Origin of the sequence: Pedobacter soli (assembly GCF_900101435.1) — a bacterium.
GTDB lineage: Bacteria > Bacteroidota > Bacteroidia > Sphingobacteriales > Sphingobacteriaceae > Pedobacter > Pedobacter soli.
Genome location: NZ_FMZH01000004.1, coordinates 2,615 through 10,418, shown reverse-complemented (window position 1 = coordinate 10,418; position 7,804 = coordinate 2,615). Strand labels below are relative to the sequence as shown.

4 protein-coding genes are annotated in these 7,804 nt (G+C 41.9%); 1 reads left to right on the top strand and 3 read right to left on the bottom strand.

Translation table 11 applies throughout. From position 1 onward, the window contains the following. Nucleotides 1–432 precede the first annotated feature (432 nt). Nucleotides 433–618: a hypothetical protein gene (locus tag BLR37_RS09905; protein ID WP_090767938.1), complete on the top strand. Its 186-nt coding sequence runs from the start codon at nucleotides 433–435 to the stop codon at nucleotides 616–618. A gap of 19 nt (nucleotides 619–637) precedes the next feature. Here the strand turns inward: BLR37_RS09905 and BLR37_RS09900 are convergent, their stop codons facing one another. The 3 genes from BLR37_RS09900 to BLR37_RS09890 form a co-directional block, all read right to left on the bottom strand. Beyond that, nucleotides 638–1,285 (bottom strand): response regulator, encoded by a 648-nt coding sequence (locus BLR37_RS09900; RefSeq protein WP_090767935.1) that lies wholly within the window; start codon nucleotides 1,283–1,285, stop codon nucleotides 638–640. Between the two features lie 111 nt (nucleotides 1,286–1,396). After that, nucleotides 1,397–2,368 carry a PorP/SprF family type IX secretion system membrane protein gene (locus tag BLR37_RS09895; protein WP_090767932.1) on the bottom strand — a complete coding sequence of 324 codons (972 nt, stop codon included), beginning with the start codon at nucleotides 2,366–2,368 and terminating at the stop codon, nucleotides 1,397–1,399. Between the two features lie 4 nt (nucleotides 2,369–2,372). Further along, on the bottom strand, nucleotides 2,373–7,804 hold a 5,432-nt coding region (locus BLR37_RS09890), incomplete at its 5' end, for a DUF7507 domain-containing protein (protein WP_090767928.1).

The window sequence follows — 7,804 nt, the reverse complement described above, 5'->3', positions numbered from 1 at the left end:
GAATAACGTACAACAAATAAGACAAGATTTATATTTTTTGATATTTGTCAGGAAAATTATTTGTTTAGAGGGAGTTAGAGAGCTTTTTAAAATGCATTTAGACTCATAGATATTGATCTGCGTCAATATTTTCAATACAACTTACAGCTATATTTTCTTTTAGTCATTTTTGCTATAGATGCATGTTAAGCATTAGTCAATCGTTTGACCTTAGCCATTTGATCGGATTTTATCTGCTATCTGCCCTATATTAAGATTGTATAAATGGGCCCTTCAAATTGAGTACTAACTACACATATATTGCATGTAAATTGTATACCCAAATCTACATGCTAAATGTTTGTTTTTTAACTATCGGAAAATTTACGGATCTGTTTTTGGCAAAACCTTTCCTGTTCAAGGCCTGTTATTGAATAAGTAATAAGGAAGACTATGAAAACGACCACACCGGAAAACGCAAAGAAAAGCAAAGAAAAAGTAAAGGGAACAGCAAAGGAAAAAGCATCTTTTGATCAAAATGGAGCTGGCTCGTCAGATAAATTTGGACAGGCTGGCTCCACTCACAACGAATCGGGAGAAAGCGGGCTCGGCACTAAAAATAAGAACAGGGAAAGATAAAAAGAGTAAAATACTCTTTTTATCTTTCATAAATGCTCATTTTTTCGGCAAGTTCGATGATACTCTTTATTTTCAGTTTTTGGAAAAGTCTCAGTTTATATGTGCTTACTGTACCCATTTGAAGGTTTAACTGGTTAGAAATCTCCAATACACCAATACCTTTAGTTAAAAGCTCAGCTACTTCAAGCTCTCTGCCAGATAGTTTGGTAAATGGATTATCGGCATCGTTACCCAATATGCTATTGAACATGTTTTCTTTAACATTTCTGCTCGAATAACGGCTACCAGCCAGAATTGTGGTAATGGCAATTACGATTTCCGACTCTTCGGCATTTTTGGTTAAGTAACCAGACGCACCAGATTTTAAATAAGGAACCGCGTAAATATTCTCGTTCAATGAAGAAAACACCAGGATTTTCGCATTTGGCTGAACCAATTTAAGTTGATCGATAACCTTTAAGTTGTTACCACCCGGTAAGTTTACATCAATGATAATTAAACTTGGCGATTTTTCTGCTTCAACAAGCGCTTGCTCCATAGTTGATGCATGGATAATTTCGACACCAGGCCAAAAGTCTGATATTAAACCTTTTAATCCACGACGGATAATCTCATGATCATCGGCGATAAGTACTGTGAAGCCGCTAACAGCATTTTTTGTTTTCATTGTTTTTATAATATTCTGCAAGTTAATAAAAAGTTATTTTTTTGTACGCTAATGTAAGTTATTTTTTGTCTAAAAGTGTAAATATTATTATACACATTTTAATTGTTTTGTTTAGAAGACCCTTGGTGTTGCTAATCTGATGTTTTGCCTGATAAAAGAATAGGCTATAGAAATCTCATGAGTGCCGCTGCTATAGCCTTGTAGCGGACCAATAGAGAAATCGTAGCCATAACCAATCCGGATTTTCTCGGAAGGAAAAATCTGGATCGCGGCAACAGCCGAGTTACGTGGCGTTAAATCTTTCTGCAGGTAACTTTTATCATACAGTTTTACCCCCGTACGATAAGACCCGCCTACCCATATAAAATCTTTGATCATTAAAAAGGCATTTACATCCAGACTCGTTGGTCCACCGCGATCGTCTTTCAACAGGAAAGATGGTTTAAGCTGAAAGTTTTCGGAAAGCGGAAATAAAGCACCTGCCGTTAAATAGTAATGCGGTTTGGGTTGCGGAATAAAAGCATAACGGTCTATATCGATGTAAGTAGCAATCAGGTTATCGACCGAAAAACCCGCATAGTATTTATCGTTGGCAAAATATACCCCTGCCCTGGCATCGGGTACAATAGTGCTCTGCATCCCTACCGGCTGGTTAGGTTCAGGATTGTTGGGGTTAAGCATCGAACCATCAATCCCCAGCTGTACCATCCCTACACCTAAGCCCAGTGCCAGGCGCGAGCTGCCATCATCATTCATCCTGATGCGGTAAGCGTAGTTACCGTAAATGCTGAGGTTATTCTGCGCACCCAGCTTATCGCTGGCCACCTGCAGGGCAAGGCCTACATTACCACTGTTGGCAATGGCATCTACTGCCAGCGACATGCTCCTTGGCGCCCCTGTTATTCCTGTCCACTGGCTGCGATAAAAAGTATGCACATTCAGCACTTCTTTATAACCTGCATAGGCCGGATTGATGTAGATACCGTTAAACATATACTGGCTATACTGGGCATCCTGCTGGGCAGATACGCCCTGCGAAAGGGACATGAAAGCACCTGCAATTATCCAAATTAATTTCTTCATCCTTTTAGTTCTTAAATGCCCTGATTAATGTGATATAACCTTTAAATACTTTTAGTTCGCTGCTACCGGCTTTACGCACCCTTAACAAATAATAGTAAGTACCTTCGTTCAGCCCCTCCCCTGTCCAGTTGTTTTGGTAACCTTTTGCACGGAACACTTCGTTCCCCCAACGATTTACAATGGTGAGTTCACTTTCAGCGAAATTGGCCAATCCGTTTATTTCGAAGGTATCGTTAATACCATCGCCGTTTGGCGTAAACAGGTTCGGAATAAGCAATTCATCACCGGAAATGGTGGCCGCATTAGCCGATACCGAGTTGTTATTTGGTACAGGATCTGGCTGGTCGGCTTTTACGGTTGCCGAATTATTCAATGCACCTGTTGCCAGCGTACGCGATTTGAATGTTAAGGTTGCTGATTGGTTTAGATCCAGGCTACCAACCAACCATACGAAATCGCGCGTTGTGGTGCTGTAAGTTGTAGTACCTGTGGTTACTGTAATTTCTTTAGATGCATCGATGAGCGTACTTAACCTATCGGTAACAGTTACGCCTGTTGCCCTGTTTGCACCTTTATTGGTTACCGTAATTTTATAGGTTACATCTGATCCGGTTCTGATTTCGCCAGTGGTCATCAATTCTTTGGTTACCACTAAATCAGCCGATTGATCAACATCCATAATTACCTCTGGCTTAATTACAGTTCCTGTCGGAGCAGTCATTGTAGCCACATTTTTAATGGTGTTGTAGCTGTTTACATCAGGTGCAACCTTCGCATCAAAAGTGAGTACGGTGCTCGAGTTTGGCTGCATGTTGATCGTCCATTTCAGGCTGTTGCCGGTTACTGTTCCATATCCTGAAACTGAACCCGGCACATAGGTTAAACCTGCCGGAAGCTCATCGGTAATGGTTACGCCATTTAAGGCCGAACCACCGGTATTGCGAACCTGCAAGGCGTAAGTTAATATTTCGTTTGCCTGTGCCTTACCATCTTTGTTACCCTTCGTATCGCTTACTGATTTGCTTCCTTCCAATTTGCCTTCAGTAGGGATAGCAGCAGCCGGATTTAATGGCGAGGTAATATTGGCCGGATCAACTACCGTTGCAATGTTGTTGATATTTAAAACACCTGAAGGAAGCGTAGCATTAACAGTTACCTTGAAAGCAACCATGACCTGACCGTTAGCCGGTATAGTTAAGTTAGCCCAGGTTAACACATTGCCCGCAAGTATACCACCATTATCGGCACTCGCATTTACATAAGTAGTATTGGCCGGTATCTGGTCGGTAATTTTAACACCTGTACGGGTGGTATTGCCATTATTACGTACCATAATGTTGTAAGTTAATACCTCATTAGGTTCAGCCTTACCATTATTATTGGCATCGGTAACGGTTTTAGCGCTAACAATGCGTGGCAATTCTAAAATTGTCGGACTGTCGTTATCTTCTGCCGTACCCGAAACATCGGTTACTTTATTTCCTGCCGGGGTGCTTGCCGTAAGTGTAGCGGTGTTGCTCACTGAACTGGCATTTTTCTCGGCCTGGGTAATGGTGTACACCACGTTTGCCACAGCAGTTTCGCCTGGTGCAATACTTGCCGGTGCGAAAGTAACCGCAGCAGGGATTTTGGCATCTACCAGGTTGAAATTATTTAAGGTAATGTTACCCGTATTTTTAGCAGTGAAAGTGTAAGTTACCGTATTACCATCTGCACTCAGGGCACCTGTTTTCACTAAAGTTAAACCCGGAGCTTCAGGAATAATATAAACAGTCGGATCGTCTGGTGCAATTGTTTTAGGGTTATCAGACAATTTAGACAACTTATTATTACCTACACCATAATTAGCCGTTAAACTAGCCTGGTTTACAAACTTACCATAATCGATTTCAGGTTGCGTTAAGGTATGGCGCGCCAAAATCATTGCTGTTTCAGCGGGTTCTAGTTTGGCAATAACTGCAGGTGTAATGCTACCGGCATCGGCACCAGGATCGGTTACCACGACATTGGTTAAAGTAATGTTCCCGGTATTGGTTACCTGAATACTATATTCAATTACCTTGATAACTCCCGCCCCACTGGCCACCAACTTGGTAAACCTTACCGATGGATCGGCTATAATTGGTGAGAAAGTAGCATCATCTGCAGCAGGTGTAGTCGGATTATCAGATACTTTGGTTATTGTATTTCCCATCGGATCTTTTGCCGTTGCATTTACTTGGTTACTGAAACCACCAGCATTCACTTCACTTTGTTTTACAGTATGTTTAGCTGTAATATTAACCGTTTCACCCGGTAATACTGTTGTAATGCTGGCAGGTGTTAAACTTCCGGCATCGGCATTGGCATCTGTTAAAACAATATTGGTTAAGGTTACATTACCGGTATTTTTAAAGATAATGTTGTAATTAACTACATCACCGGCTTTAGTTGCGGTATTGGTCGCCGATTTGGTTAACGTATAAGCAGGCGAAGTAACCAGTTTAGTTACTGTCGGATCGTTTGGCGTGCTAGTACCCGGATCATCTGATAACTGATTGATGATATTTCCTTTACTATCGGTAACTTTTACAGTGGCCTGGTTGGTAAAGCTGCCCGCATTAACCTCACTTTGTGTTAAAGTATGTTTCGCTACAGCAGTAACGCTTGCTCCCGGCGCTAAAGTAGCAATACTTGCTGGCTGGATACTTCCTGCATTTGCAGCAGCATCACTCAATATCAGATTGCTCAATGTAGTAGTTCCGGTATTGGTGATGGTGAAAATATAATCAATCGATTCGCCCGCCTTAGTACCTTTTGAGGTGGCTACTTTGGTAAAGTTAAATGAAGGACTGCCAGGTACTGGTGTCTCGGTTGGGGTATCGTTACCTCTACCGCTACCCGAAACATCGGTTACTGTATTACCCGCAGGTGTTTTTGCCGTTACCGAAGCGGTATTACTTACTTTTCCGGCATCTTTATCACTTTGTGTAAGAATATAAACCTCATTATAAGTTAAACTTGCGCCCGCAGCCAAAGTTCCCGGTAAGGTTTTGGTCATGGCCAGTTTGCTATCCACCAATACGATATCAGTAAGGGCAACATCGCCGGTATTGGTAACGGTAAAGGTGTAAGTAATCTGATTACCATCGGTACTTAAGCTACCAGTTTTAACCAGCGCAATACTACCTTTTAATATAGGTGTACTTACTGAAGATTGGTTGTTGGTATTTTCAGGATCGTTTGTTCCAACTGGTGCAGTTAAAGCTACCTGATTAACCAGGGTCGACCCTGCGTAGTTTGCTGCAACCTTTCCGTTTACCACTAAACTGACTTCATCGCCAGACAATAAATCGGCCGATAAGGTATAGGTATTTGCAGCAGCATTATAAACTCCATCTGTAGTGGTATAGGTAACATTTTCTAATCCTGCCGGAAGGTTTTCTGTCACACCGATAGCTTTACCACTTAAAACAGTAGCCGGACCATTGTTTTTAATTTTAATGGTATAGCTGATGTTTCCGTTGGTTTCCACTCCGCTTATATTGGCTATTTTGCTGATTTGCAAATCGCTGCTCCAATCCGGAATAGTTACCACAACTTTAGCTGTTGCAGCCTTGGTTGCATCCAGTTTATCGGTAATGGTATAGGTTAAGTTATAAACACCCGGTAGTGTTTTAGCTGCAACATTTACTTTGCCGCTGGTAACATCGATGTTGATATTTGGATTATCAGTTGAATTTTGGGTGATGGAAACTGTTTCTGTTGTGGCGGTTGAGGTACCATTATAGTTATCGTTCACTAAAATATCGGCAACTGCAGTACCTCCGGTAAAGCCATTTGCGGTGCCTGCATCATCTTTAGCTAAAATTGTTCCTGTACCAACTGTAATGGTTACGGTAGCAGTTTTAGTCTGACCAGGGTTCAACTTATCTTCAATCTGGTAAACCAAAGTATAAGTTCCTGCAGGCGTATTTGGCGCTACATTTACTTTTCCGGTAGTTACATCTAAACTTACGTTAGGATTGCTGCTCGAAACCTGATTTAATTTAACGTCCGTTAAAGTTGCAGGGTTACCATTGTAGGTATCGTTTACCAATACATTTTCTACTGCAGTACCTCCGGTAAAGCCGTTAGCATTTCCTGAATCGTTTGTAGCAACTATAGCTGGTGCTGTTACTGTGATGGTAACGGTCGCTGTTTTAGTCTGACCAGGGTTCAACTTATCTTCTATCTGGTAAACCAAAGTATAAGTTCCTGCGGGCGTATTTGGCGCTACATTTACTTTTCCGGTAGTTACATCTAAACTTACGTTAGGATTGCTGCTCGAAACCTGATTTAATTTAACATCGGTGAAAGTTGCAGGGTTACCATTGTAGGTATCGTTTACCAATACATTTTCAACTGCAGTACCTCCGGTAAAGCCGTTAGCATTTCCTGAATCGTTTGTCGCAACCATAGCTGGTGCTGTCACTGTGATGGTTACTGTAGCTTGTTTGGTTTGGTTAGGATCTAATTTATCTGCAATTTCATAAATGATCGTGTAAACGCCAGCCGGGGTGTTTGGTTTTACATTTACCTGTCCGGTTGTAGCATCAAGTGTAATATTCGGGTTTGTTGTAGAAACCTGTGTAAGTGTTACATCACTTAAGGTCGGAGCTGTAGATGTGCCGTTGTAAGCATCATTAGCCAATACATTTGCAACCGGTATCCCTCCTACTAAACCATTAACACTTCCTGCATCGTCTTTTGCAGTTAAAGTTCCAGAAGCTACCGTTACTTTAACTGTTGCGGTTGAAGTCTTAGAAGCATCCAGTTTATCGGTGATGATATAAGTCAAGGTATAAACACCAGCTGGGGTATTGGTTGCTACACTCACTGAACCTGTTGCCGGATCCAATGTTACTTTGCCATTGCTGTCGTTAGTACCATTAGTGATGGTTACATCATTTAAGGTCGGTGCGGTAGTCGTGCCGTTGTAGTTATCGTTCGCCAATACATTCGCCACTGCAGTACCACCGGTTACTGAGTTTGCCAAACCGGCATCATCTTTGGCTAAGATCGCGCCTGAAGCTACTGTTACTTTAACTGTTGCAGTCGAAGTTTTAGAAGCATCCAGTTTATCGGTGATGGTATAAGTCAAGGTATAAACGCCTGCAGGGGTATTTGCTGCTACGCTCACAGCACCTGTTGACGGATCCAAGGTTACTTTGCCATTGCTGTCGTTAGTACCATTGGTGATGGTTACATCATTTAAGGTTGGAGCAGTTGTCGTACCGTTATAATTATCGTTCGCCAATACATTCGCAACAGCAGTTCCACCGGTTACCGAGTTCGCTGAACCTACATCGTCTTTGGCTAAGATCGCGCCTGAAGCTACCGTAACTTTAACTGTTGCGGTCGAAGTTTTTGAAGCATCCAGTTTATCGGTGATGGTATAAGTTAAGGTATACACAC

Coding starts and splice junctions, on each gene's coding strand:
- BLR37_RS09905 (WP_090767938.1), top strand. CDS start 433: ATGAAAACGACCACACCGGAAAACGCAAAGAAAAGCAAAGAAAAAGTA.
- BLR37_RS09900 (WP_090767935.1), bottom strand. CDS start 1,285: ATGAAAACAAAAAATGCTGTTAGCGGCTTCACAGTACTTATCGCCGAT.
- BLR37_RS09895 (WP_090767932.1), bottom strand. CDS start 2,368: ATGAAGAAATTAATTTGGATAATTGCAGGTGCTTTCATGTCCCTTTCG.